Here is a 24,111-nt window from a genome sequence, read left to right as displayed (position 1 = left end):
CAAGTACAGCCTGCGGCTAGCTTCCTAGTTTGCTCTTTGATTTTCATTGAGTATAAAAACCTAGTTTTTCAAAGATTTCTGAGAAGTTTTGGCTGATTGCCTCAAGCGCAACTTCCACTTCTTCTCGGGTTTGGTTGTTCTTGACCGTTACTTGTCCGCTTTCGACCTCGCTCTCTCCTAGGGTGATGAGGGTCTTAGCCGCAAAGACATCGGCTGACTTGAATTGAGCTTTGAGTTTACGGTTGAGGTAATCACGCTCTGCTTTGAAACCTTGTTGGCGAAGGGCTTGTACCAACTCCAAGGCCTTGACATTTGCTCCTTCTCCCAAGACTGCAATATAGACATCTAGGGCATTTTCGATAGGGAGGGCCACACCTTGCTTTTCAAGAATGAGAAGCAGGCGCTCTACACCAAGTCCAAAACCAAAGCCAGCAGTTTCAGGACCACCAAAGTAGGCAACCAAACCATCGTAACGACCACCCGCACAGACGGTCAAGTCATTGCCCTCGATCTCAGTGATAAACTCGAAAATGGTGTGGTTGTAGTAGTCCAGACCACGCACCATATTGGTATCAATGATATAGTCTACCCCAAGATTTTCCAACATCTGACGCACCGCATCAAAATGAGCTTGGCTTTCTTCATCAAGGAAATCCAAGATAGACGGTGCATTCTCCACTGCCACCTTGTCTTCTTTTTCCTTAGAGTCCAAGACACGGAGAGGATTTTCCTCCAAACGACGTTGGCTATCCTTAGACAAGGTCTCCTTAAGCGGTGTCAAATAGTCAATCAAGGCTTGACGGTAGGCTGCACGGCTCTCAGGATTTCCAAGAGTGTTGAGGTGCAATTTGACACCTTGGATACCGATTTCTTTCAAGAAATGGGCCGCCATCGCGATTGTTTCCACATCGGTAGCTGGATTGCTAGATCCAAAACACTCAACACCAATCTGGTGGAATTGGCGCAAACGCCCTGCCTGTGGACGCTCATAACGGAACATAGGTCCCATGTAATAAAACTTACTTGGCTTTTGCACTTCTGGGGCGAAGAGTTTATTTTCCACATAGGAACGAACAACGGGCGCAGTTCCTTCTGGACGGAGGGTAATATGACGGTCACCCTTGTCATAAAAGTCATACATTTCCTTGGTTACGATATCCGTTGTATCTCCGACAGAACGGCTGATAACCTCGTAATGCTCAAAAATAGGCGTGCGCACTTCTGCATAGTTGTAGCGCTTGAAAATCTCACGGGCAAAGCCCTCAACGTACTGCCATTTGGCAGACTCAGCAGGTAAAATATCCTGCGTTCCTTTTGGTTTTTGTAATTTCATAGGGAATCCTCTTTAAACTTAATAGTCTTATTTTACCATAAATAGAGGGATTAAAACAGTAAGAGAAGAAAATCTCAAGAGAGTCTTTTCAGAAAATTCATCAAAAACTTGCCAAATTGTCAGAATTATGAGAAAATAGAGGATATTTATCACGTGGAGGGACTGTAATGAGAGACGATATCAAAATCAATGACCGCGCTTTAGCTTTGCAAGACCAAATTATCGAAAAACTAGAGAAGGTTTTTGATACAGATGTGGAATTGGATGTTTACAATCTAGGGTTGATTTATGAAATCAATCTGGACGAAACGGGTCTCTGTAAGATTGTCATGACCTTCACCGACACCGCCTGTGATTGTGCCGAAAGCCTGCCTATCGAAATCGTCGCAGGTCTGAAACAAATCGAGGGTATCGAAGATGTCAAGGTTGAAGTTACCTGGTCGCCTGCTTGGAAAATCACACGAATCAGTCGCTACGGCCGCATTGCCCTTGGACTACCACCTCGTTAAGCAGGCAAATCACTTTTGAAGATGAAAAGAAGCAAGCCGAAGTTGGCTTGCTTTTTGATACTCAATGAAAATCAAAGAGCAAACTAGGAAACTAGCCGCAGGTTGCTCAAAACAGTGTTTTGAGGTTGTAGATAGAACTGACGAAGTCAGTAACCATACCTACGACAAGGCGACGTTGACGTGGTTTGAAGAGATTTTCGAAGAGTTTGAGTTTATTTTTTACCTGACTTGTCCATATTCCAGAAGTCTGTCACGGCTCCACGAGAAGCAGATGATACGATGTGGGCATATTTACCGAGGACACCACGACTGTAAAGTGGTGGCAAGGTAGTTTCTGCCTTGCGTTTTTCAAGTTCTTCTTCGGATACGGCCATGGAAATTTCTTTGGTATCTTGGTCAACCGTAACAATATCGCCTGTACGAAGGTAAGCGATTGGTCCACCATCTTGAGCTTCAGGAGCGATATGTCCAACAACAAGACCATAAGTACCACCAGAGAAACGGCCATCCGTCAAGAGGGCAACCTTGTCTCCTTGACCTTTACCAACAATCATTGATGAAAGTGACAGCATCTCAGGCATACCAGGACCACCCTTAGGTCCAACGAAACGAACAACGACTACATCGCCATCAACGATTTCATCTGTCAGAACGGCCTGGATAGCATCTTCTTCTGAGTCAAAGACCTTAGCTGGTCCAACGTGACGACGCACCTTAACACCTGATACTTTAGCAACCGCACCATCAGGAGCAAGGTTCCCGTTCAAGATGATAAGCGGACCATCTGCACGTTTTGGATTTTCAAGTGGCATGATGACTTTTTGACCTGGTGTAAGATCTGCAAAGTCAGCTAAGTTCTCAGCAACAGTCTTACCAGTACATGTAATGCGGTCTCCATGAAGGAAACCATTTGCCAAGAGATATCTCATAACCGCAGGCACACCACCGACTTCGTAGAGGTCTTGGAAGACATACTGACCAGATGGTTTCAAGTCAGCCAAGTGAGGCACACGTTCTTGGATTGTATTAAAGTCCTCAAGTGACAAGTCAACATTGGCAGCATGGGCAATGGCAAGCAAGTGAAGAGTGGCATTTGTAGAACCACCGAGAGCCATAGTTACAGTGATAGCATCTTCAAAGGCTTCACGAGTCAAGATATCTGATGGTTTGAGACCGAGCTCCAACATCTTAACAACAGCACGTCCTGCTGCTTCGATGTCTTCTTTCTTGTCAGCTGATTCAGCTGGGTGAGATGAAGAGCCTGGCAAACTCATACCGAGAACTTCGATAGCAGTCGCCATGGTATTAGCAGTATACATACCACCACAGCCACCAGGGCCAGGGCAGGCATTACATTCAAGACGTTTCACGTCCTCAGCTGTCATATCACCGTGGTTCCATTTTCCAATACCCTCAAAGACAGAAACCAAGTCGATGTCTTTGCCATCAAGATTTCCGGGTGCAATGGTTCCACCATAGGCGAAAATAGCTGGAATATCCATATTAGCAATGGCAATCATAGAACCAGGCATGTTCTTGTCACAACCACCGATAGCGACGAAGGCATCCACATTGTGGCCCCCCATCGCCGCCTCGATTGAGTCCGCAATAATATCACGAGATGTCAAAGAGAAGCGCATACCAGGCGTTCCCATAGCAATCCCGTCCGCTACAGTGATAGTCCCAAACTGCACAGGCCAAGCACCTGCCGATTTGACACCTTCTTTAGCCAATTTCCCAAAATCATGCAAGTGGATATTACATGGCGTATTTTCCGCCCAAGTCGAAATTACCCCAACAATCGGTGTTTCAAAGTCCTTATCTGTCATACCAGTCGCACGAAGCATGGCACGGTTTGGCGATTTTACCATACTGTCATAAATGCTACTGCGGTGACGTTTATCTAATTCAGTCATTTGTTCCCTCCCATTTCAGTTTTTACTATTATAGCACATTTTAAAAGCAATGAACAGAAGAAAATTCTTGAATTTTCAGAAAATTCTATACAGCAATCTTTTCTTTAAAAATATTCCATTTATTTCTTGACTTTATAAATTAAAGTGATATCATTTAGATATCAAATAATAGGAGGTCATTCTTATGACTGAAAAACTAATCAATTCAAAACCAAATGGTGTATTCGCATTGATTCTCATTGAATTGACGCTCGTACTTGGTATCTTTATATTTATAATGGGTATTGGTTCGGAAAACATTTTTGGAATTATTATCGGACCTTTATTAAGCTTAATTGCAGGCCTAGCTCATGCTGGTTTAAAAGTTGTCAAACCTCAGGAAGCTCTGGTTTTGACTCTTTTTGGTAACTATACAGGTACCATCAAAGAACCTGGTTTTTACTTTGTCAATCCCTTCAGCGTAGCAGTTAACCCTGCAAACCACACTCGACTTGGACAAAGTGGTGACGTTAGCACGAAATCTCCTTTTTCAGGGATGAAATCATCAAATGGCAATGATGTAAATCTTGAAATTGGCAAGAAACAGATTTCCCTCAAGGTTATGACCTTGAGCAATTCTCGCCAAAAAATCAATGATTGTCTAGGAAATCCTGTAGAAATCGGTATCGCGGTAACTTGGAGAGTTGTCGATACTGCTAAGGCAGTCTTCAACGTAGATAACTACAAAGAATATCTTTCATTGCAATGTGATAGCGCCCTCCGTAATATTGTCCGCATCTATCCTTACGATGTGTCTCCTAATGTGGATACTACGGGTGACGGCCAAGCAGATGAAGGTAGTCTCCGTGGCTCTAGCGAAATTGTTGCTAACCGTATTCGTGAGGAAATTCAAAGTCGCGTAGAAGATGCTGGCTTGGAAATCCTTGAAGCACGTATCACTTACCTAGCTTATGCTCCAGAAATTGCTGCCGTTATGCTTCAACGCCAACAAGCATCTGCCATTATTGATGCACGGAAGATGATTGTAGATGGTGCTGTAGGAATGGTTGAAATGGCACTAGAACGGCTCAATGAAGGGGAATTGGTAGAACTTGACGAAGAACGAAAAGCTGCCATGGTTTCAAATCTCCTTGTCGTTCTTTGTGGCAATCATGATGCACAACCAATTGTCAACACAGGAAGTCTTTACTAAAGATGGCTGAAGCTAAAAAAAAGCAGATCCCCCTTCGACTCTCAACAAAGTTATACGCTGCACTCGCATCATGGGCAGAAGATGACTTTCGTTCAGTCAATGGGCAAATCGAATATCTCCTCACAGAATGTGTCAAACAACGGAAGAAAGACGGAAAATACGTATCAGAAACCATTGACGAACCATTTGAGATTGATATTTAACACCTTCTCCTGTCTGCTAGGACTGACAGGAGAATTTTTTCATCTTTTTTTGTCAAGTAACTTTACTTTACAAAAAAAATGTGTTATCCTAGTATGGTTGATGAAAATCAGTAGATTGAATCGAATATAAATACCTAAAGGAGAAATCAAAATGGCAGTACCTGCACGTCGCACTTCAAAAGCGAAGAAAAACAAACGTCGTACACACTACAAAGTAACAGCTCCATCTGTAAACTTTGACGAAACTACTGGAGATTACTCACGTTCTCACCGTGTATCACTTAAAGGATACTACAAAGGACGTAAAATCGCTAAAGCTGCATCAGCTGAATAATAGAAGGGAGATACCATGCGCGTAAATATTACACTTGAACACAAAGAATCTGGTGAACGCTTGTACCTTACTTCTAAAAACAAACGTAACACTCCAGACCGTCTTCAATTGAAGAAATACTCACCAAAACTTCGCAAACACGTTGTGTTTACAGAAGTGAAGTAAGCATTCAATACGAATCAATACAGAAGAAAAACGCTGTTCAAGCGTTTTTTTCTTTTTGTTAATTTCAGTACATTTCAATAAAAATCAACCGAATCACTACCTTTTTCACTACCTTTTTTGAAATAAGAATATTGATTCGGACAATTAAAAGCAAGAGGAGAAGAAGCTGGGCAAAAAGTCTTTAATACTCAATGAAAATCAAAGAGCAAACTAGGAAGCTAGCCACAGGTTGCTCAAAACAGTGTTTTGAGGTTGCAGATAGAACTGACGTAGTCAGCTCAAAACACCGTTTTGAGGTTGCAGATAGAACTGACGTAGTCAGTAACATCTATACGATAAGGCTAAGCTGACGTAGTTTGAAGAGATTTTCGAAGAGTATAAAATCAGAAAAACGCATAGTATCAATCCTTGAATGAACTGCATCCCAAAAGTTAGACAGAAAAAATCTAACTTTTTGGGGTCAGTACAAAGCCTGCGTTTTTTATATATAAAAATTTTACACATTTCTCTTGACAGGGCTTTCTTTTAGATGTACAATATATGTGTAGAAAAATTATATATAAAAATCTTACACATTAGAAAAGGAGGTTTCCCATGTACTTTCCAACATCCTCTGCCTTGATTGAATTTCTCATCTTGGCCGTACTGGAAAAAGGGGATTCTTATGGTTATGAGATTAGCCAGACCATTAAGCTGATCGCTAATATCAAAGAATCCACACTCTATCCCATTCTCAAAAAATTGGAAGGCAATAGCTTTCTGACAACCTATTCTAGAGAGTTCCAAGGTCGCATGCGCAAATACTACTCCTTGACAAATGGTGGTATAGAGCAGCTCTTGACCCTAAAAGATGAATGGACACTCTATACAGACACCATCAATGGCATCATAGAAGGGAGTATCCGCCATGACAAGAACTGAATACCTGACTCAGCTAGAACTCTATCTCAAAAAACTGCCTCAGGCTGACCAAATTGAAGCCATGGACTATTTCAGGGAACTCTTTGACGATGCTGGAGTCGAAGGAGAAGAAGAACTCATTGCCAGTTTGGGAACTCCCAAAGAAGCAGCCCACGAAGTTCTATCCAATCTTCTCGATAAAAAAATCAATGAAGCACCCGCTCAAAAGAATAACCGACAAATTTTGCATATCGCCTTGTTAGCTCTCCTTGCAGCACCCATCGGTATTCCTCTGGGAATCGCCATCCTCGTGTCCCTGTTCGCAATCCTTGTGGCAGCCTTGACTGTCATCTTGGCTTTCTTTGCGGTTTCCATACTTGGTATCATCGGCGGATTCCTATTTTTAGTTGAAAGTTTCACTGTCTTAGCCCAAGCTAAATCAGCCTTTATCTTGATTTTTGGTGCTGGTTTACTGGCTATCGGTGCTTCTTCACTAGTCTTACTAGGTATTTCCTATGTAGCCCGCTTCTTCGGCCTACTCATTGTTCGCCTGGTGCAATTTGTTCTCAAAAAAGGAAAGAGAGGTGACCAGCATGCGTAAATTGACAAAAGGATTTCTCATTTTTGGTGTGGTGACTACCATTATCGGCTTTATCCTGCTCTTTGTAGGGATCCAATCTGACGGAATCAAGAGCCTACTTGCCATGTCCAAGGAACCTGTCTATGATAGTCAGATGGAAGAGCTGACCTTTGGCAAGGAAGTCGAAAACCTAGATATTACGCTCCACCAACACGCGCTCACCATCACAGACTCTTTCGATGATCAAATCCACATTTCTTATCATCCATCTATTTCTGCTAACCATGATCTTGTCACAAATCAAAACGACAAAACTCTAAGCCTCACTGATAAGAAACTGTCTGAAACTCCATTTCTCTCTTCTGGAATTGGCGGGATTCTCCATATCGCAAGTAGCTACTCTAGTCGTTTTAATGAAGTTATTCTCCAAGTTCCAAAGGGAAGAAGTCTAAAAGGGATCAACATCTCAGCAAATCGCGGTCAAACCAGTATCACTAATGCTAGTCTTGAAAATGCGACCCTCAATACCAATAATAGCTATCTCCTCCGAATTGAAGGAAGTCGTATCAAAAACAGTAAACTCACAACACCAAATATTATCAATATCTTTGATACAGACCTTACAGATAGTCAGCTAGAGTCAACAGAACATCACTTCCACGCTGAAAATATCCAAGTTCACGGCAAGGTGGAATTAACTTCTAAAGACCATCTCTCAATCACTCTGACGCAAAAAGAAAGCCAACGAATTAATTGGGACATCTCAAGTAACTATGGTTCTATCTTACAAGCCACAAGAGAAAAACCTGGATCAAAATACACAGAATTAAGCAACCCTTACAAAACTGAAAAAGCTGGTGTCAAGGATCAACTCATTGCTAGAGCTGATAATGATATCACTCTAGTATCCACACCAATCAGACATTGACAAAAGCACTTACATCTGCTACTATGGAAGCATATTTATCTAACTAAAAAGGAGGTTCTACCATGAAACAAGAATGGTTTGAAAGTAATGATTTTGTAAAAACAACAAGCAAGAACAAACCTGAAGAGCAAGCTCAAGAGGTTGCAGACAAGGCTGAAGAAACGATAGCCGATCTCGATACACCAATTGAAAAAAATACTCAAGTAGAGGAGGAAGTCTCTCAAGCTGAAGTCAAACTGGAAAGCCAGCAAGAAGAAACAATTGAAACACCTGAAGACAGTGAAGCGAGAACAGAAATAGAAGAAAAGAAGGCATTAGATTCTACTGAAGAAGAGCAAGACCTTTCTAAAGAAACAGAAAAAGTCACTATAGCTGAAGAAATCCAAGAAGCACTTCCTCAGCAAAAACCAACAACGAAAGAGCCACTTCTTCTAAGTAAATCCTTAGAAAGTCCCTATATCCCCGACCAAGCTCCAAAATCTACGGATAGATGGAAAGAGCAAGCGCTTGATTTTTGGTCTTGGCTAGTGGAAGCTCTCAAATCTCCTACAAGCAGTCTTGAAACAAGTAGCACACACAGTTATACAGCTTTCCTCTTGCTCATTCTGTTTTCTGCATCCTCCTTTTTCTTTAGTATCTACCACATCAAACATGCTTACTATGGACATATAGCAACTATGCATAATCACTTCCCTGAACAATTTGCTTCATTAAATCTCTTTTCGATTATCTCTATCCTAGTAGCAACAACACTCTTCTTCTTTTCATTCCTCTTGGGTAGTTTCGTCGTGAGACGATTTATCTACCAAGAAAAGGACTGGACGCTAGAAAAGGTTCTCCAACAATATAGTCAACTCTTAGCAATTCCAATCTTCCTCACTGCTATTGCTAGTTTCTTTGCCTTCTTTGACAGCCTGCGATTTACAGCCCTCTTGTGTGTGATTAGCATTGGGATCATTCTGCTTGCTAGCCTTCATATCATTACAAGACCGAGTCAAGCAAGTGAAAGCGACTCCTTCTATCAGTTATTCTTGTCTGTCCTTGTGAACGGAGTGATTATCCTCCTCTTCTTTGTAGCTGAAGTGGCACTGATTGGAGATTATCTTCGTATCTTGGCCTTTCTTTAAACTTCAATCCTGTCTTTCATGGCAGGATTTTTTATATATCAAAAAGCAAGTCAATTGACCTGCTTTACTTTTCTTGTGCTAATGCTTTAAAATCTTTGTCTAAGATGGGTTGAATTTCTAATTGATTGGCGTCTAGTTGGTGGTAAGATGCTGATGGTAGTGACTCTAGGAATTTTGCATAGTCCAAGCGAGCAATGGCTTCATAGTTTTCTGGTTTAGAGCCATCTCCTGTGATTTGAACCAAGTCAATCTCCCACTGGACTTCCTTATCCACCAATTGCTCCATATAGGCTGCAGGAACAAATGGTTCTCTCGGTAAAACAGTCTTGACTCCTTGAGCCAGATGATAAATACCGTGCACTTGGCTTTCTCCATCCTGATAGAAGGAAACTCTTGCAAAGTAGGCATCTGTCTCTTGAACCGCACGCACACGCGCTTCAAACTGTGCCAAACCATCTTCCCCTAAAAAGCTTTTCAAATCCTCATGACTAAAGAAAACAGGATTAAAAATTCCTTGGCAAATCGTAAAACGGGCTGCAGGATCTGCCAGATAGGCTTGAATACTTGCTTGGAAATAAGCTTCAAAATCAAAACCATCTAGTCCTTCAATCTCAGTTCCTGTATAAGCAAGCAGGGCATCTAAAAATGCTTTGATAATCTGCCAGTCTGTCTTCGTTAGTAGGTCAGGAAGATCAACACGGTAAGCCTTTTGCCCATCAGCATAACTGACCTTAAAGAGAAATTGTGATTGCCCTACTATCGCACACTCGATAGACTCGAGACGGTTAAGAGGCTGACGGAGATAGACTGCATCATAGCTATGTGACTCCAAACTATCTACCAAGCCCAAGATGGACTTGGCAGTCAAAATCTCTTGTTCTCCTAAAATGCTCTGTTTATTTGGAATAAAAAATGTTTTCGCCATAACTGGACTCCTTTTGAAATCGTTTACATATAGTATACCTTGTTTTCCTGAAAGATACAGAAACAAACTTTAGATTTTTGAGTACAAAGCATAGAAAAACAGCCCCTAAGGACTGTTTAATCTTATACAGTAGCTGCTTGATCCAAGCTTTCACCGATAGCGGCTAGGCGCTCAATCACTTCAGCTTGTGTCAATTCATGTTCTGAAACATAGCGGTTACGTGGGTGAACACGGCACTCGTGTGAGCATCCACGAAGGTACTTGTCTTCATTTTCTTCTGATGTCAAGATACGACGGTTACAGAATGGATTTCCACAGTTGACATAACGTTCACATGGTGTTCCATCAAACCAGTCTTTCCCTACGATAGTTGGGTTGACATGGTTGACATCTACGGCGATACGCTCATCAAAGACGTACATTTTTCCATCCCAAAGCTCACCTTGAACTTCTGGGTCTTTACCGTAAGTTGCGATTCCGCCGTGCAATTGGCCGACATCTTTGTAACCTTCACGGACCATCCAGCCTGAGAATTTCTCACAGCGAACGCCACCTGTACAGTAAACCACGACGCGCTTGTCCATGAATTTTTCTTTGTTGTCACGAACCCACTGTGGCAACTCACGGAAGTTGCGGATGTCTGGGCGGATAGCCCCACGGAAATGTCCTAGGTCGTACTCGTAATCGTTACGTGTGTCAAGGACAACTGTATCTTCGTCAAGAAGGGCTTCTTTGAACTCTTTTGGAGACAAGTAGGCACCTGTTGTTTCAAGTGGGTTGATGTCGTTGTCAAAGTCGTTGTCTTCCAAACCAAGGTGGACAATCTCTTTCTTGTAGCGAACAAACATCTTCTTGAAGGCTTGTTCATTTTCTTCGTCAATCTTGAACCAGAGGTCTTCCATACCTGGTAGGCTGTGAACGTAGTCCATGTATTTTTGAGTTGTTTCATAGTCACCTGAAACTGTTCCGTTAATTCCCTCGTCAGCGACTAGGATACGGCCTTTAAGGCCGATTGATTTACAGAAAGCCAAGTGATCTGCAGCAAATTGCTCTGCATTTTCAATTGGAGTATAAAGGTAGTAAAGCAAGACACGAATATCTTTTGCCATAAGATTTGTTCTCTTTTCTATTCTTAAATTTTCTAAATTTTTTATTTATCCATACTAGTATACCTGCTTGAGAAAACGAATGCAATTTATTTGACTGGAAATTGTAGAGGGTTCTCGAAATTTCCTGAATGGTTAAATAGTGATAAGAAACACGGATATCTATGTTTTTTGTTTCAAAAAATCACTGCCTTCCCCAGACAAGCCTGAGGAAAACAGTGATTCAGTTTTTAGGAATTAGGAATGAATACACGAAATCAATCTATACTCTTCTAAAATCAAAAAGCAATCTAGGTAGGTAACCTTTTCATAGATTTATTTCTGATTTTGTCAATATTATCTAAAGACTCAAAAAGAATGTTAATCTATCTGTGGTTAGTCCTGTAGTTTACTTTTTGATTTCTGTTTAGCACTAGTGGATTATTTTTTGTTTCTCAACTACCCACTCTACCATTCTTCACCGTCAAAACCATCATAATCTGGATATTGTTCTGGTGGCGTTCCAATCAAACATACGAGATAAGCTTCTTCGTCCTCTATCTCGATTTCTCTCAGCACTTGACATTCGAAACGCCATTCATCACCGAAGTCGAAAATAAACTTAAATTTTTGTTTGACACTTAGGATATCCAGATAGACATTTTCTGTGTAACGTTCTTCAACATCGGCACTGACAAAGCTAAGAAAGTAAGAATCTGCATGACTCCACGCAACATTATCCATGAAAAATGCATGAGCATGATCACTTGCAAAATCGAAACTCCATAAAATCACATCTGCTAGTTCCGCTAACGTTTTTGGAATCTGTATATGTCGGTAGCAACCTTTTTTAAATTTGACGGAAATGACCTAAGCTTCTACAGATGCTGGCTTTTCAGCTTCTATTTCTTGTTTTACTAATTTTAAGTGTACCATAATACCTCTAATTGCTAATCGAAACGATTTCTTTTAAGCAATAAACCTTCTCATCTATTGTAATATAAGTTTATCGAACTAGATCACTTAATAAATGGAGAGATGTGTAAAAATAAGATGTTTCACGAGAAACACCCTGTGCCAGGCAGGGTGTCCTTATACTAAACAAAAATCATGATGCTGGACAAAAAATATTTAAAATTAGAAAACACATATTGTCACGTGTTGAAAAATCTTGATACTAGCCGTTTTATTGTGAAAAATTTACTTCACTTTTTCCTGAAGTTAAGTTTTATCCAGCCTCTGTACCAGGGCTATAAGTCCAAATTACCAGTCGGCACTTAAAGACGCTGGCTTTCACGTTATTGTTTAGGTCTCATTGCTCCTGACACGTCATTTACCTCTTAAAGAGGCTTGTGGTATTATAGTGAAATTAAATCTGAATAAATCAGTCAGGAAAATCCAATCAATTTCTAGTAATGTTTTAGAAGTCATAGTGTACTATTTCAGACTCAACTCACTATATTATATGAAAAGTTTGGGTATAAACTTTTACCACTTCCTCCCTACTCACCTGAGTACAACTCTATTGAAAAAACATCGACTCATATCAAAAAGCACATCAAAAAGGTATTGGTAAGTTGCAATACTTTTTACGAGACTCTTTTGTCTTATTCTTGCTTCAATTTATTGTAGTCACATCATACTGTTCTTAATTCAATCCACTATAGTCACATAATGCAAAAATCTCCTAGCAGACTTTCCTGCTAGGAGATTTTATGTTATGAGAGGTACTTGTTTAAACTCTAAAAATCGGATTCATCATCTGATAATTATCAAATAATCTACCAATTAAGCTTCTTCGTCTTCTTTACGACGACGGCCTGCAAGACCAAGACCAAGTAAGGCACTTGCGGCAGCGGCTACCATAGCTACAGTAGAATCTGCTGTACCTGTATTTGGTAATTCTTTAGCTGCTTTACGCGCATTTGCTGCTGCTTGAGTTGTAGCTGGAGCTACAGCTGGTGTTTGAGCAGCTTGGTCATTAGCTGGAGTTGCATGATTAGTTGCTGGAGCAACTTCCGCCATGAAGTCTTCGATACGTTTCACCATTGCATCCACTTCTGCTTGACTTGCTTTTGCATTGGCAAATACTGCTTTAGCTTCTGCTAATAATGCAGTCGCTTCTTTTGCAGTTTCTGCATCAAGCTTAGCTGACTCTTGGATGATTAGTTCATCTAATTGACGAATAGCGCCTTCTAACTTAGCTTTATCCACTTTTGCGTCAGTGTTAGTAGCTCCGTTATTACCTCCACCATTTGATGGTACATAAGGACGTTGTTTGAATGCATCATCTCTTGGAATTGCTAATACTTGACCTTCTTTTGTAACGATTGTTACATTTCCGGCTTTATCAATGTTAACCGCTGCTTCTTTCTTACCATCTTTTTCGATTGTTGCATTACCATCTTTGTCGATTGTAATTTTCACTTTACCATCTTTAGATGCGTAAATTGTATTACCTTCATCATCAGTTGATTTCTCTAGAGTGCTAATATCGAATTCTTCAAGATCAGTGATAGCACCTAACATCATGAATTGGAATTTCGCTTTTTCTTCTGAAGTAATATTATTAATATTTCCTACAGGTACTTTACTCCAGTCAAAATCAAGGTTATCGCCGCCATTTTTAGCTTTTGCTTCTTCTGCATTCTTCACTAGTTGGTCTTTAGAAATTGTTGCTGTAGAACCGTCTGGCATTGTTACTGTTGCGTTTCCTTTAGCGTCCACTACTACAGTTGCTCCTGGGTTTACTGCTTCAATTGCTTTCTTAACTGCTGCTTTTTCATCGTCTGTTAAGTTTTCTTTATCTCCAACTAATGTGCGGAAGGCAGGTGTTTTCACTTTAGCATTCTTAGCTTCGCCTGCTAGAGTATCAGCTGGGATTACTAAGTCTGCCGCTGGAATGACCGCTGTCTTACCATTTACTGTTACTGTTGCGTTTCCTTGGTCGTCTACTACAACTTCAGCACCTGGATTGACGGCTGCTACTTTAGCTGCAATTGCATCTTTCTCATCTTGTGTTAATGAGTCTGGATTTGCTACTACAGTCTTATCTGCTGGTTTAACGATGTCGTTTCCTGCGTTTGGTTTAGCTGCGTCTGCTGCTGTCTTAGTTAAGTCTGCTGCTGGAATTACAACTGGTTTTCCATCTTTAGGTGTAACTGTTGCATTTCCTTGGTCGTCTACTACTACAGTCGCATCTGGATTTACTGCTTTAACTTTAGCTGCAATTGCATCTTTCTCATCTTGTGTTAATGAGTCTGGATTTGCTACTACAGTCTTATCTGCTGGTTTAACTACGTCGTTTCCTGCGTTTGGTTCTTTAGCCGAATCTGCTGTCTTAGTTAAGTCTGATGCTGGAATGACTGCTGTCTTACCATCTTTAGTTACTGTTGCGTTTCCTTTGTTGTCCACTACAACTTCAGCACCTGGATTTACTGCTTTAACTTTTTCTTCGATTGCTTTTTTCTCTTCTGGAGTTAGAGCATTCGGATTTGCTACTACAGTCTTATCTGCTGGAGTGTTTACATCGTTTCCTGCATTTGGCTTAGCTGCTTCTTCTGCTGTTTTCACCAAATCTTTCGCTGGGATAACCACTGTCTTACCATCTTTAGTTGTTACAGTTGCATTTCCTTGGTCATCAACAACTACAGTTTTAGCTTCTGGATTCACTTCTGCAACTTTAGCTGCGATTGCATCTTGCTCATCTTTTGTTAATGATTCTGGATTTTCTACAACTGTCTTGTCAGCTGGTTTAACTACATCGTTTCCTGCATTTGGTTCTTTAGCTGAATCTGCTGTCTTAGTTAATGCCGCCGCTGGAATGACCGCTGTCTTACCATTTACTGTTACTGTTGCGTTTCCTTTGTCATCTACTGCTACAGTTGCACCAGGGTTAACTGCTGCTACTTTAGCCGCAATTGCTTTCTTCTCATCATCAGTTAATGAGTTTGGATCTGCTACTACAGTCTTATCAGCTGGTGTGTTGATATTGTTTCCTGCATTTGGTTTCGCTGCTTCTTCTGCAGTTTTCACTAAATCAGCCGCTGGAATTGTTGCAATATCACCATCTTTAGTTGTTACCGTTGCATTTCCTTTGTCGTCAAATGCCACGTTAGCTTCTGGATTTACCGCTTTGATTGCGTCTGCAATCTTAGCTTTATCTTCGTCTGATAAATGATCTGGATCGCTTACAACTACTTTATCTGCTGGTGTATTTACCTTATTTCCTGCATTTGGTTGTTTAGCTTCTTCTGCATTTTTCACTAAATCTTTTGCCGGAATTGTTGCTGTAGCTGTATTACCATCTTTATCTACTACAGTTACTGTAGCATTTCCTTTATCATCTACGAAAATCGCTTTCGCATCTGGATTTACTGCTTTAATCTTAGCTTCAATCGCTTTTTTCTCTTCTGGAGATAATGGTTTAGTTGGATCTGTTACTGCTACTTTATCCGCTGGTTTGTTAATGTTGTTTCCAGCTTTTGCATTTTTAGCTTCTTCTGCTGTTTTCACTAAATCTTTTGCTGGAATTACAAAGCTTCTACCATCTTCTGTAGTTATCGTTGCATTTCCATTGTCATCAACAACAACCGTTGAACCTGGGTTCACTTCCTCAACAGCTTTCTTAATAGCCTCTTTATCCACGTTAGCTGGATCTGTTACTAATACCTTATCAACAGGTTTCTTAATTAAATCTTGTTTCTCAGGTTTTAATATATCTGCTTTTGGTTTCGCTAAGGCTTCTACAGGAATTGTTGCGATGTCTCCATTTGCATTCTTAACAGTCGCATTTCCTTTTGCATCAAATACTACTGTTGCTCCTGGGTTAACTTCTAAGATGTTTTTCTCAATTTCTTGAATTTCATCCGCTGTTAATTTATCTCTATCTTTCACTAGCACTCTGTCTGCTGGTGAATTGATTTTATTTCCTGCATTCACTTTAGCTTTATCAGCGTCAGTCTTCGTTAAATCAGCTACTGGAATTGTTGCTGTTTTACCTTCTGGTGTTGTTACTGTCGCATTTCCATTTTCATCTACGAATACTGTTGCTCCTGGATTTATACGTTGAACTTTAGCAGCGATTTTTGCTTTAACATCATCCGTAATTTGTCCATCTTTAACAAACACTCGATCTGCTGGTTTGTTAATAACGTTACCTGCTTTTGGATCGCTTAATACTTCATCATCAGTTTTCACTAAATCATCCGCTGCGATTACAGCTGTCTTACCATCTGTAGTTGTTACTGTTGCATTTCCTTTATCATCTACAAATACTGTTGAGCCTGGGTTAACTTCTTTAACTTTAGCTGCGATTTTTTCTTTGTCTGTTGGTGTTAGTGCATCTTTATCAGCAACTACTGTTTGATCGATAGGTTTCTTAACTGGATTTTGTTTAGCTGGATCCAATAGATCTTTTTCAGCATTTGATTTCACTAGGTCACTTACAGGGATTGTCGCTGTAGCTGTAGTTCCGTCTTCATTCGGTACTGTTACTGTTGCGTTTCCTGCTTCGTCAAATACGACTTTAGTTCCTTCAGGGTTTACCGCCTGAATTGCTGCAGTAATCTTAGCTTTTTCAGCATCAGTTAATTCAGCTGGATTTGCTACTACTGTTCTTTCTGCTGGAGTATTTACTTTGTTTCCTGCTGTTGCAGTTTCTTTAGCACCTGGATCTTTCACTAAATCTTCCACAGGAATTGTTGCTGTCTTACCGTCTGGTGTTGTGACTGTTGCGTTTCCTTTGTCGTCAACGAATACAGTTGCACCTGGGTTTACTGATTCTACAGCTTTTTGGATTTTAGCTTTAACTTCATCTTTCTTGTCACCAGTTAAATCTGCTGGTGTTGCTGAAACTTTATCCGCTGGTTTGTTGATGTTGTTTCCTGCGTTTGCACCTTCAGCTTCTTTTGCAGTTTTCACTAAGTCTGATGCTGGGATTACTTCAGTTTTACCGTCTGGTGTTGTTACTGTTGCATTTCCTTTTTCATCTACAACTACTGTTGTATTTTCTGGATTTACTTTTTCTACAGCTGCTTTGATTGCATCTTTTTCAGCTTGAGTTAATTTACCTGCTTTCTTAACAAGTGTTTTGTCTGCTGGTTTCTTAACTGCATCTTGTTTGTCTGGGTTCGTTAAGTCAGCTGCATCTTTTGCTAAATCAGATGCTGGAATTGTTGCTACAGCTCCGTCTTTCGTTGTTACTGTTGCGTTTCCTTTTTCGTCAAATACAACTGTTGCACCTGGGTTAACTTTCAGGATTTCTGCTCTAATCTTATCTTCATCAGTCTTGATATTAGCAGGATCTGTTACAACCACTTTCGTTGCTGGAGTGTTTACTTTGTTTCCTGCATTTGGAGTTTCTTTAGCTGCTGGATCTTTTACTAAGTCTTCAACAGGAATTGTTGCTGTTTTACCATCTGGAGTTGATACTGTTGCATTTCCTTTGTCGTCAACGAATACTTTAGCATCTGGGTTAACTGCTTCTACTTTAGCTTTGATTGCTTTGATGTCTTCAGGAGTTAACGCATCTTTGTTTGCAGATACTTTATCAGCTGGTTTGTTGATGTTGTTCCCTGCTTTTGCACCTTCAGCTTCTGCTGGAGATTTCACTAAATCAGTTACTGGAATAGTTGCTGTTTGTCCATCTGGTGTAACTACAGTAGCGTTTCCTTTGTCGTCTACTACTACTGTTGCACCTGGGTTAACTGCTTCTACTTTAGCTTTGATTGCTTCAATGTTTTCAGGAGTTAATGCATCTTTATCAGCTACTACTTTGTCTGCTGGTTTGTTGATGTTGTTTCCTGCTTTAGCAGTTTCTTTATCAGCTTCTGTTTTCACTAAGTCAGCTTTTGGAATTACTACAGTTTTACCACCTGGTGTTGTTACTGTTGCGTTTCCTTTGTCATCAACTACTACAGTTGAACCTGGATTTACTGCTTCTACAGCTGCCTTAATAGCATCTTTAGCTTCTGTTGGTAAATCTTTATCAGCTGCTACTAGTGCTGGATCAACTACTACTTTATCTGCTGGTTTGTTTACAGCATCTTGTTTCGCTGGGTCAGCTAAGTCAGCTTTAGCTTTTACTAAATCGCTCGCTGGAATTGTTGCAGTTTTCGGTTGTTCACTTGGTACTGCTGGGATTGTTACTGTTGCATTTCCTTTTTCGTCAAATACTACGTCAGCACCTGGGTTTACAGCTTGGATTTTAGCTTTAATAGCTTCTTTATCTTTGTCTGTTAATGCAGCTGGATTTTCTACCACTACTCTATCTGCTGGAGTGTTTACTTGGTTTCCACCAGTTACATTGTCTTTATCAGCATCTGATTTGACTAAATCTGCCACTGGAATTGTCGCAGTTTTACCATCTTTAGTTGTTACAGTCGCATTTCCGTTGTCATCCACTACTACTGTAGCATCTGGGTTTACTGCTTCAACTGCTGCTTTAATTCTAGCAAGTTCAGGATCTGTTAATTCAGCTTTATCTGCTACTTGTACTCTGTCTGCTGGGTTGTTGATGTTGTTACCAGCTTTTGGATTAGTTTTTTCGTCAGCACCTTTAACTAAATCATTAGCATCGATTACTGCTGTTTTTCCTTCTGGTGTTGTTACTGTAGCTTCACCTTTTTCGTTAACTGTAATCACTGAACCTTCTGGGTTAACCGCAGCGATTTTCGCTTTGATTGCTTCACGTTCTGGTTCTGTTAAAGCATTTTTATTTGCTACTACAGTTTGTGAGTTTGGTTTGTTGATGTCATCTCCACCATTTGCTTTTTTAGCTTCTTCTGGTGTTTTGAATAAGTCTGATGCTGGAATTGTCGCAATTGTTCCGTCTTTAAGAACTACTGTTGCATTTCCTTCAGTGTCATAGTTAATAGCTTGAACTTTTTCGTCGCCACCATTTAATTTTTTCAGTTTTTCAGTTGCTTTTGCTTGAAGGTCTGCATTTGTAGCATCTCCAACCAACTTATCCGCTGGCTTACGAACTCCTGCATTACCTGAATCACCTTTTGCTGCATCTGCTAATGTACGTACTAATTCTGATGCTGGGAATGCTGCTGTATTTCCTTCTGGAGTTGAAACAGTAACTGTTCCGTTATCATCCATTGTTACTACTGCGTTAGGGTTAACGTCACGAACAGCTTGTTTGATTTTTGCTTTTTCAGCATCTGTTAAATTCGCAGGATCTTTAACGATAACTTTATCCACTGGACGGTTAATATTGTTACCACCAGTTGGGCTATTTAAATCATCCGCAGATTTTGTTAAGTCTGCTTGTTCTAACGGTACAGTTTTACCATTTGGTAAAATTACACTCGCACTTCCATTAGGATTTACTGTTACAGTTGCACCTGGGTTTACAGCTTCGATAGCTTTTTGAAGTTTAGCTTGTTCGTCAGCATCTAGATTTGTTGGATTTTTAGCAACTAATTTATTACCTGGTAGACGTGCAGAGTTGATTGCTTTAATTGCTTGTTCACCTGCTTTTTTAGCTTTATCAACGTCAGCATTTTTCTTAGCACCATTAATTGCTTCTTCTGATGCTTTTTTAACTGCATCTACTTCATCTTGAAGTTTTTTCTTAGCTTCCGGAGATAATGCGTTGTCTGCTTCAATCTCTGCTTTTTTATTGTTTGCTACACCTTCTACTGCTTGATTCGCTTCTGGTTTTTTCGCTGGATCTTTTGCTAAAGCTGTAATAGCCGCTGCCCCATCAGTACCTACTGTATTGATTTCACCTTGAATTGTTCCAGCTTCATCAGGTGTATCTGCATTATTTTTCTTAGCATTAATTTCTTCTTTTTTAGTATCTGCAATTTCCTTAGCTCTGTCTTTAACTTCTTTTTTCTCTTCATCAGTTAAGTCAGTACGAGCATCGATTTCTTTTTCTTTTGCTTTTAATGCTTCATCGATTTTATCTAATGCTGCTTGTTTACCGATTGGATTAATTTTACCAATTGCAGTCGTACCATCAGTTTTTTCAGTATCAACTGCCGTTTGTGCTGTTGTTGCTTCTACTGGAGTTGGTGCAGTATCTGGTTGTTCATTAATTTTAGCAATTGCTTTATCTGCTTCTACTTTAGCAGCAGCTTTTGCAGCTTCTTTTTCTTTTTGAGTTAAATCTTCACGTTCATCAAGTGCAGCATTTTTAGCTTTTAATGCATCTGTAATAGCTTGTTTAGCAGCTTCTTTCGCTACTGGGTTAACTTTCGCTACAGCCGCAGTACCTTCTTCTTTAGCCGTATCAATTACTGCTTTGTTTGTAGCATCATCGATTTTATCTAATGCTGCTTGTTTATCTTCATTAACTTTTGCAATAGCTTTATCTTTTTCAGCTTGTGTTAAGTTATCATTACCTTTGATAGCTGCGATTTGATCTGTTGCTTTGTTAGTAACTGCATCAATTGCTGGTTGTTTATCTAATTTCACAACTTTCTCTACAGGAATAGTATCTTTAGAACCATCTTTATAAGTTACTACTAAATTTTCACCATCTTGTTCAAGAGTTTCAACTACTTTTGCAGCATCAGCTTTTTCTACTGCTGTTCCTTTTTTAGCTTCTAAGTTCTTATCTTCATTTTTCTTAGAGTATTCTAAAGGAATGTTTTCCTTAATCTTATCTAATTCAGCCTGTGGAATATTAGTGATATCTGTTACTACTGTCTTATCAGCATCAGCCAATTCTCTAATGTCATATTTTTTCGTTTGAGATTTCAATACGATGCTGAATGAACCTGGGTCAGTTGCATATGAACCACCTTGAGCAACATTACGGATTTCTTTTCCATCTGTATCCACTGCTGTCGCATAACGAGTTACTAGACGATATTCATCATTATCACCTTTAGGGAATTTGTCCGCTTTAAGTCCCGCTGTATCTTTAGTTACTTTACCTCTAATTTTAACAATTGCAGGATTTTCATCTGTCGCTGTTGTTTCTGCAGTAAGAGGCGTTACAGTCATATCATATTCGTTATCTAAAACATTTGGATTAGCTGCAGTAGGACTTAAAGGTTGATTTCCACCTCTGTTAACTGTTGCTGATTTAATCTTACCTAAGTCATCTGTATATTTAATGTCGATATCGATATCTTCATTAGCATAAATATAGACATCTTTTTTACCGTTTGCAGTTGTAGAGTAAGGAATTGTTACTTCTGGAGCATTATTTGTACGTGCAAAATCAGTCAATGGTCTAGTGTCTGTTGAACCATCTTTATACGTTACAACTACATTATCACCATCTTTTTTAATGCTTGCGATACGTTCTTCTTGATTTTCTACAACTTGACCTTTTTTATCAGTCAGACGAGCATCGATATTGTTTTTAGAGTACTCAATCTTAAGCTTTTCTTTGATTTTATTAAATTCTGCTTCAGTTACTTCCGATGCATCATCCACTGCTACTTTATCAGCTTCTGCTGGTGTTTGAATGTCATATTTTTGAGTTTGTGGTTTAAGCATAACTCTAAGTGACATGTTATTAGCAGTTTCTTTTCCAGAACCTACAAATTCTTTTCCTTCAGAATCGACTACTTTTAAATAACGCCATCCTAAAGCTACGCCTGGAGGGTTCTCTCCTTTAGTTGCAGCCTCTAATTTAGCTTGTGTAAATGACCCTTCTGGAGCTGGGGTACCTGAGTATGTAATAACTGCTGGCTTAGCTTCTGTGGCTGTTGTCTCAGAAGAAATAACATTAGCTGTATATCCATATTGTGTATTGACTTTATCTGTTTCCCCTGCTACAGGTTGAAACGGATTACTTCCCCATTGTAATAAAGTTGCACTTTTAATCTTATCCGCATCGTCTTTAATTTTGATGTCGAATGAATTTTCTTCTGCTCCATAGACATAGATTTCTCTTTTTGGTGCATCAGAGAACGGGAACTCTACTACAGGATCCAGATCCGTACGTGCCACATCAGAAATTGATGCTGTGTCTGCTGAGTCATCTTTATAGGTAACAGTAACTGTTCCATTTGCAATAGCGATGTCTTTCACTACTGAAGATTTATCTGCTAAGACTTCTCCTTTTTTAGACGCTAGTCGAGCATCTTCTCTAGTTGCAGTATCAGAATATTGAATATTAATTTTCTCTTTAATTTTAGCAATATCTGCTTCTGTCAAGCTATCAATATTCGAAACGCCAATTTTATTAGCATTGTTTTCTGGTCCTTGAATGCTGTATTTGTATGTTTGAGATTTAACAACCATTTTGAAGTAACCTGGATTAGATGAGTTTGTACCACCTGATATTTTGTCTCCAGCTTCATCAACAATATGTAAATATCTATCTCCTAATACTGCATTTTGATTTTCTTGTTTAGTATAAGCTGCAATAGCTTTAAACTTATCGTTTGGTTTTCCTGTTACACGTACTGTTACTGGACCTGTAGTTGGACTTGTAGTTGAATAGTATGACCATCCGAAACCATCTGTTTCTACTGGGTTAATAGGCGAAGATATAGGTCTTCCATCTAAATACTGCCCGCTCCCTTTTTTAACGGTCACTTCTGTTAATTTTTTACCAGTTGTTGAATTTACAGAAATCTCAATGTCTGTATCTTCTTCGTTATAAGAATAAATTTCTTTTTTAGCCACATCAGAAAAAGCAATCGTGTAACTAATATTATTTGCTGTAGTAGTTATTTCGTTAGATGAAGTTGTAGTAGCACTGTCAGCTCTGAAGCCAACTCCATTATTCATCTCTTTCCCATTACGTGAATCATGAGATCCTGAGTTTTCGATTGCGTTAGATTCTGATTTTTTCTCAGTGTTTTCTGCTTTTTTACCTACAGTTGGTTGTCCGTTAGTAGTGTCTACTTTCGGAGCTTCTTTTGGTTTGTTTTTTAACCCTGAACTAACAAACGTCACTAGTTTCTGATAAGCCTTTGTCAATTCATCTTGACTAGTTGCAGAAGCGAGTGTAGACTCAGCAGAAGCCAATTCACCATTCAAAAGAGCAAGGCTTTCCTCTGTTTTATTAGCATACTTACCTGCAGAAAGTTTTGATTTAACTTCTGAAATGTAGTTTTCTAGTTTAGTTTTATCCAAAGCTGGAGTTGTTACTTCTGGTGCAGCTGGTTTTGCTGGTTCTTCTACGACTGGTTGTGCTGCTGGAACGCTTTCTGCTGGAGTTGATGGGGCATCAAGGGCTGGCGCTAGAGCTTCTACATCTGGTGTATCTTGTTTACTTAGCTCATTAGCTGATACAGCTCCATTTCCCAAGAACATGAACAGGGCAGCAACTGCTACACTGGCTGCTCCAAAACTATATTTACGGATTGAGTAACGTGTGACCTTTTCACGGTGCAAGCGTTCAACACGACTCATAGGCGATTTCTTATCCACTTATTGTGTTCTCCTTAAAAATATTTTTTTATGTCCATATCTACATGCAAAGATTCCTCGCCATGGGCGAGGTTTTGCATATGATACTTTACTTCTTCATTGTACATGATAAGTGATATATATGCAAGCTAAATGCTTATCAAATTCGCCAAAAAAAAAAACATTTTCAGACAATTTTTACAATTCGTTCGTTTTTATAACCGAAATTATGAATTTTTTAACTTTAAAATCAGGAAAATGTTTTGATTTTATATATGTTATTATGTTGTATTAAGAACCAAAATTCGGAAATGAATTTGAATAAAATCTTTTTATTTTGAAAAGAAGATAACTTTGATACCTAAAAGGAACTATTCTACTATTTTTAAACAAAACATTCGTAAAATAAATATACAAAAATTTTTAGGTTTTTTGGCTTTTTTTCTTCCAAAAAAGAGAACCTGTCAGTTAAATGCCCAGATTCTCTGATAGCTTTCTAGCAGAGCCCAACAGAACCAGACCCTATCTCTCATATGCACTATTCTCTTAAAATTCAAAGGCTAAACACGCCAGAGGCGCCTCAC

General features: G+C 39.5%; 15 protein-coding genes and 1 pseudogene. 10 read left to right on the top strand and 6 right to left on the bottom strand.

The genetic code is table 11. The features are described from left to right. Positions 1 to 43: 43 nt before the first annotated feature. On the bottom strand, positions 44 to 1,333 hold the full coding sequence (hisS, locus tag HT732_RS07545) for a histidine--tRNA ligase (protein WP_173254503.1): 1,290 nt from the start codon (positions 1,331 to 1,333) through the stop codon (positions 44 to 46). Positions 1,334 to 1,500: 167 nt separating this feature from the next. Between hisS and HT732_RS07540 the strand changes: the two genes are divergently transcribed. Further along, entirely contained in the window at positions 1,501 to 1,842 is a 342-nt protein-coding gene (locus HT732_RS07540; RefSeq protein WP_001204052.1) for a metal-sulfur cluster assembly factor, read from the top strand. A 212-nt stretch (positions 1,843 to 2,054) separates the two neighbouring features. Here HT732_RS07540 and ilvD read toward each other — a convergent pair whose 3' ends face one another. Further along, the gene (gene ilvD, locus HT732_RS07535; protein WP_000137346.1) at positions 2,055 to 3,758 is read right to left on the bottom strand and encodes a dihydroxy-acid dehydratase; all 1,704 of its coding nucleotides are present in this window, start codon (positions 3,756 to 3,758) and stop codon (positions 2,055 to 2,057) included. 184 nt (positions 3,759 to 3,942) lie between these two features. On the opposite strand from ilvD, the gene HT732_RS07530 reads away from it, so the two are divergent. The 8 genes from HT732_RS07530 (at position 3,943) to HT732_RS07495 (ending at position 9,187) form a co-directional block, all read left to right on the top strand. Further along, complete coding sequence (locus HT732_RS07530) at positions 3,943 to 4,950, top strand: SPFH domain-containing protein (protein WP_173254502.1); 1,008 nt, start codon at positions 3,943 to 3,945, stop codon at positions 4,948 to 4,950. Between the two features lie 2 nt (positions 4,951 to 4,952). Then, entirely contained in the window at positions 4,953 to 5,153 is a 201-nt protein-coding gene (locus HT732_RS07525; protein ID WP_000796544.1) for a PTS ascorbate transporter subunit IIC, read from the top strand. A 151-nt stretch (positions 5,154 to 5,304) separates the two neighbouring features. Then, positions 5,305 to 5,487, top strand: a complete 183-nt coding sequence (rpmF, locus tag HT732_RS07520) for a 50S ribosomal protein L32 (RefSeq protein WP_000290417.1) — start codon at positions 5,305 to 5,307, stop codon at positions 5,485 to 5,487. Positions 5,488 to 5,502: 15 nt separating this feature from the next. Continuing rightward, on the top strand, positions 5,503 to 5,652 hold the full coding sequence (rpmG, locus tag HT732_RS07515; protein ID WP_001265622.1) for a 50S ribosomal protein L33: 150 nt from the start codon (positions 5,503 to 5,505) through the stop codon (positions 5,650 to 5,652). A 594-nt stretch (positions 5,653 to 6,246) separates the two neighbouring features. Further along, complete coding sequence (locus HT732_RS07510; RefSeq protein ID WP_000273855.1) at positions 6,247 to 6,573, top strand: PadR family transcriptional regulator; 327 nt, start codon at positions 6,247 to 6,249, stop codon at positions 6,571 to 6,573. Then, the gene (locus HT732_RS07505) at positions 6,560 to 7,153 is read left to right on the top strand and encodes a DUF1700 domain-containing protein (protein ID WP_024057314.1); all 594 of its coding nucleotides are present in this window, start codon (positions 6,560 to 6,562) and stop codon (positions 7,151 to 7,153) included. The genes HT732_RS07510 and HT732_RS07505 overlap by 14 nt, the downstream gene beginning before the upstream one ends. Beyond that, on the top strand, positions 7,146 to 8,060 hold the full coding sequence (locus tag HT732_RS07500; protein WP_173254501.1) for a DUF4097 family beta strand repeat-containing protein: 915 nt from the start codon (positions 7,146 to 7,148) through the stop codon (positions 8,058 to 8,060). The genes HT732_RS07505 and HT732_RS07500 overlap by 8 nt, the downstream gene beginning before the upstream one ends. Before the next feature lie 62 nt (positions 8,061 to 8,122). Further along, positions 8,123 to 9,187 carry a DUF6574 domain-containing protein gene (locus tag HT732_RS07495; RefSeq protein WP_173254500.1) on the top strand — a complete coding sequence of 355 codons (1,065 nt, stop codon included), beginning with the start codon at positions 8,123 to 8,125 and terminating at the stop codon, positions 9,185 to 9,187. Positions 9,188 to 9,251: 64 nt separating this feature from the next. Here HT732_RS07495 and HT732_RS07490 read toward each other — a convergent pair whose 3' ends face one another. The 3 genes from HT732_RS07490 to HT732_RS07480 form a co-directional block, all read right to left on the bottom strand. Beyond that, complete coding sequence (locus HT732_RS07490) at positions 9,252 to 10,112, bottom strand: DUF4299 family protein (RefSeq protein WP_173254499.1); 861 nt, start codon at positions 10,110 to 10,112, stop codon at positions 9,252 to 9,254. A gap of 122 nt (positions 10,113 to 10,234) precedes the next feature. Then, positions 10,235 to 11,221: a rhodanese-related sulfurtransferase gene (locus HT732_RS07485; RefSeq protein ID WP_173254498.1), complete on the bottom strand. Its 987-nt coding sequence runs from the start codon at positions 11,219 to 11,221 to the stop codon at positions 10,235 to 10,237. A 444-nt stretch (positions 11,222 to 11,665) separates the two neighbouring features. Beyond that, entirely contained in the window at positions 11,666 to 11,992 is a 327-nt protein-coding gene (locus HT732_RS07480; RefSeq protein WP_345890507.1) for a hypothetical protein, read from the bottom strand. A 654-nt stretch (positions 11,993 to 12,646) separates the two neighbouring features. On the opposite strand from HT732_RS07480, the pseudogene HT732_RS07475 reads away from it, so the two are divergent. Continuing rightward, positions 12,647 to 12,829: pseudogene (locus HT732_RS07475) on the top strand (IS630 family transposase); the annotation flags it as partial. A 156-nt stretch (positions 12,830 to 12,985) separates the two neighbouring features. Here HT732_RS07475 and HT732_RS07470 read toward each other — a convergent pair. Then, positions 12,986 to 23,548: a DUF1542 domain-containing protein gene (locus HT732_RS07470; protein ID WP_173254497.1), complete on the bottom strand. Its 10,563-nt coding sequence runs from the start codon at positions 23,546 to 23,548 to the stop codon at positions 12,986 to 12,988. Positions 23,549 to 24,111 lie beyond the last annotated feature (563 nt).

Origin of the sequence: Streptococcus sp. 5346 (assembly GCF_013277455.1) — a bacterium.
In the GTDB taxonomy this organism is placed as follows: Bacteria; Bacillota; Bacilli; order Lactobacillales; family Streptococcaceae; genus Streptococcus.
The sequence above is the reverse complement of the archived record's forward strand: the minus strand, read 5'-3'. Positions and strand labels throughout refer to the sequence as shown.

Bases quoted from the DNA above. Each gene is read 5' to 3' on its own strand.
- hisS (WP_173254503.1), bottom strand. From the start codon at position 1,333: ATGAAATTACAAAAACCAAAAGGAACGCAGGATATTTTACCTGCTGAG.
- HT732_RS07540 (WP_001204052.1), top strand. From the start codon at position 1,501: ATGAGAGACGATATCAAAATCAATGACCGCGCTTTAGCTTTGCAAGAC.
- ilvD (WP_000137346.1), bottom strand. From the start codon at position 3,758: ATGACTGAATTAGATAAACGTCACCGCAGTAGCATTTATGACAGTATG.
- HT732_RS07530 (WP_173254502.1), top strand. From the start codon at position 3,943: ATGACTGAAAAACTAATCAATTCAAAACCAAATGGTGTATTCGCATTG.
- HT732_RS07525 (WP_000796544.1), top strand. From the start codon at position 4,953: ATGGCTGAAGCTAAAAAAAAGCAGATCCCCCTTCGACTCTCAACAAAG.
- rpmF (WP_000290417.1), top strand. From the start codon at position 5,305: ATGGCAGTACCTGCACGTCGCACTTCAAAAGCGAAGAAAAACAAACGT.
- rpmG (WP_001265622.1), top strand. From the start codon at position 5,503: ATGCGCGTAAATATTACACTTGAACACAAAGAATCTGGTGAACGCTTG.
- HT732_RS07510 (WP_000273855.1), top strand. From the start codon at position 6,247: ATGTACTTTCCAACATCCTCTGCCTTGATTGAATTTCTCATCTTGGCC.
- HT732_RS07505 (WP_024057314.1), top strand. From the start codon at position 6,560: ATGACAAGAACTGAATACCTGACTCAGCTAGAACTCTATCTCAAAAAA.
- HT732_RS07500 (WP_173254501.1), top strand. From the start codon at position 7,146: ATGCGTAAATTGACAAAAGGATTTCTCATTTTTGGTGTGGTGACTACC.
- HT732_RS07495 (WP_173254500.1), top strand. From the start codon at position 8,123: ATGAAACAAGAATGGTTTGAAAGTAATGATTTTGTAAAAACAACAAGC.
- HT732_RS07490 (WP_173254499.1), bottom strand. From the start codon at position 10,112: ATGGCGAAAACATTTTTTATTCCAAATAAACAGAGCATTTTAGGAGAA.
- HT732_RS07485 (WP_173254498.1), bottom strand. From the start codon at position 11,221: ATGGCAAAAGATATTCGTGTCTTGCTTTACTACCTTTATACTCCAATT.